Annotated in this window: 3 protein-coding genes; 2 read left to right on the top strand and 1 reads right to left on the bottom strand. The window is 37.8% G+C overall.

Translation table 11 applies throughout. The annotated features are described in order from the left end of the window. Both FEFB_RS09065 and FEFB_RS08390 read left to right on the top strand, forming a co-directional pair. A partial coding sequence (locus FEFB_RS09065) for a phage tail tip lysozyme (protein ID WP_235271980.1) occupies nucleotides 1-1,059 on the top strand: 1,059 nt, incomplete at its 5' end. 29 nt (nucleotides 1,060-1,088) lie between these two features. Next, nucleotides 1,089-1,646 (top strand): hypothetical protein, encoded by a 558-nt coding sequence (locus FEFB_RS08390; RefSeq protein ID WP_053069009.1) that lies wholly within the window; start codon nucleotides 1,089-1,091, stop codon nucleotides 1,644-1,646. 129 nt (nucleotides 1,647-1,775) lie between these two features. On the opposite strand, the gene FEFB_RS08130 is transcribed toward FEFB_RS08390, so the two are convergent. Further along, on the bottom strand, nucleotides 1,776-2,261 hold the full coding sequence (locus tag FEFB_RS08130; protein WP_053069008.1) for a hypothetical protein: 486 nt from the start codon (nucleotides 2,259-2,261) through the stop codon (nucleotides 1,776-1,778). Nucleotides 2,262-2,836: the final 575 nt, after the last annotated feature.

Genomic DNA, 2,836 nt, shown 5'->3' with positions numbered 1-2,836 from the left:
CAAAAAGAAGTGACGGATAGTGTTAAGACACCAGACAATAGTACTCAAAAAGAAGGGGCGGATGGCGTTGATACTACAGTAATAGATCTTAAAAAGTTATTGATGGGTGGAATCGACAACCGCTCTAATTTATTTTCTGTAAATCTTGTTCAATCTACTGCTTATTATTCTCAGGAACAAGTTAATAATGCAATTGCTATTCATTCGTTTCTTTCAAGCAAGGGATGGACTGATAATGCTATAGCTGGATTGTTGGGTAACATAGTTTCAGAAAGTGCGATTATTCCTGATAAATGGGAAGTTGGAGGAGGTGGTGGATACGGCCTTGTTCAATGGACCCCTGCTAATAAATTGATTCAGTGGTGTAATAGTCAAGGAATGGATTGGCATACGATTAATGCACAGTGTGCTCGAATCAATTATGAGTTGCAGAATGGAATTCAATTTTATCCATCTAGAGCATATGGAATTAACGGTAAATCTTATATTTCTTCTAGTCTGTCGCCCTATACTATGGGACTAATATTTTTGGCGAATTATGAGCGTCCATATGATTCTAATCAGCCTAACAGAGGTAATCAAGCACAATACTGGTATGATTATTTTAACGGAGATAATGAATCGCAAGCATCTCAGGGCACTCAGGAAAGCGGAACATATACGTTTAGTCAAGCAACGAATATCCGGACGTCACCTAGTTTGAGTGGTCAAATAGTGGGTCGATATTCGGCTGGTGATAGTGTTTCTTACAATAGCAAAGTGCAAGCTGATGGTTACACATGGTTGCAGTACACGACAGCATCTGGACGTAGCTGTTATGTAGCAGTCTTGGATAGTGGTAGTGCATCACAAACGTCTCAAGGCACTCAGGAAAGCGGAACATATACGTTTAGTCAAGCAACGAATATCCGGACGTCACCTAGTTTGAGTGGTCAAATAGTGGGTCGATATTCGGCTGGTGATAGTGTTTCTTACAATAGCAAAGTGCAAGCTGATGGTTACACATGGTTGCAGTACACGACAGCATCTGGACGTAGCTGTTATGTAGCGGTTTTGTGACAATATGTTGATGGGAGAAAGAAATTTTTATGAAAAAAAGATCTGTAGCTGTAGCTGTCCTTCTTATTGTAGTTTCTGGTTTTCTTATTTTTAAGCTGGGAAACGATAATAATTCGTCAAAAAAATTAGAAAATAATAGTCATTCACAAAGGTCTGATTCTAGTCAAAAATCAAATAGTTCGACAATTAATTCTTCTAAAGAATCTGTTAAAGAAGGACAAGATGAAAACTCTGAATCTATTCAAAAAAGTCAAACTACAGTTGGAAATATACCAGCTACTAACGGAAATATAGGTACGAACAATCAAAATGAAAGTGATAATTCTGGATCGACTAATACTCAACAGACAAATAAAGAATCGCAGCAGAGTATAAGCCCAAAGGCTGAACCTAATCAGAAATTAAACCAGCCACAGGGAAGTTGGGTTAAAACATTTGAAAATAGTTTGTATAATCAATATGGTCAGGTACCATATAAATACGTATCTATAGGAAATGGAGATTGGGAAGTATGGGTGCAAAACTATAAAAATAGTGAAGAACCGTATGTAACAGTTAACGAAAATAATGGACATTATCATGGTTAATATTGAAATAGTTGTATTATAAAACCAGTTACTATAAATACTCAAAATAGAGTTATATCAAAAGTAAAGCACTATCCATCATATTACATATGTTGAATAGTGCTTTTTAATTAACAGAATTTTTGTCAGTTAATTACGGAATAATTTGTACCAAAAACTTTTCTTTTTTTCTGTAAATTCAGTTAGCTGATTTTTTTGATTTTCAATTTTTTGTTCAGCGATTAGTTGTAGTTGTTGTGCTTGATCTAGTAATTTACCTAGTTTTTCTATTTGTCGGTCTTTGCTAGCAAGCTCTTTCTCTTTGCTAGCAAAGAGCTGGTCTCTTTGTTGCTTTAAATCTTCTATTTGTCGCTTTAAATCAGCGTTTATAGACGTTTTTTCTTTGTCTGTTCTTTGTTGGTTTTTTGCTACCTCTTTGTCGGTTCTTTGTCGGTTTTTTGGTGGCAAACTCTTTGCTACCTTACCCCTTATTTCCCTTTCGGCTGTAGGGTTTACAACGTTAAAACCCCGACTATCCTTTTGTCGGTTCTTTGCTAGCAAATGTTGATAATGGTATTGCACTGTTTGTTTACTGACACCTAGTTCATCGGCCAGTTCTTTTATTGTTTTTGCCATCCGAAGTCTCCGATTTTAGTTGGTTGGCTTTTTTTCTTGTTCTACTGTAATTTATTATGCTATATTCTTATTAACAAATACATATGAAAAAGGCCATCAACTTCCTGGCAGGGAAGTTGATGGCCAGCACAGTAACTGAGTAAGCAGTTGCCATGCATTTATTTCTATAAGTCCATTTTACCGACAGAGAAATAAATAATCAACCTTAAAAAACAGGGAGATCGCATAGCAATCAGCTAGGCGGTCTCCTTTTTAGTTACTGTGACGGCTTTTGATTTCCTTAGGGCTGTTATCCTATAAGGCTGATACGGGACAGGCGTGTACCCGTAAGGAGGGAGGCAGTGTTCCGTCCAAACCACGTCCAAAGGTTGCTTAGCGCGCAACTGGGCAATGAATAATTGGACATGGGTTGGCTCGCCCGGCAAGTGATTGGCAAAGTAGTGGCTCTCAGGTTAGCACCTGAGAGGCTCTGAGAGACGTTTTAAGCTCAGAGCGGAAGTCTGGCTAAGCATAACCCGTTAAAGACGGGAGAGTGGGCAGAATGCTCTTTAAACGATGTTAGCGACTTGACCAAA

Source organism: Fructobacillus sp. EFB-N1 (genome assembly GCF_001038455.1).
Lineage (GTDB): Bacteria > Bacillota > Bacilli > Lactobacillales > Lactobacillaceae > Fructobacillus > Fructobacillus cardui.
Note: the sequence above shows the minus strand (reverse complement) of the source record. Positions and strands in the feature narration are given on the sequence as shown.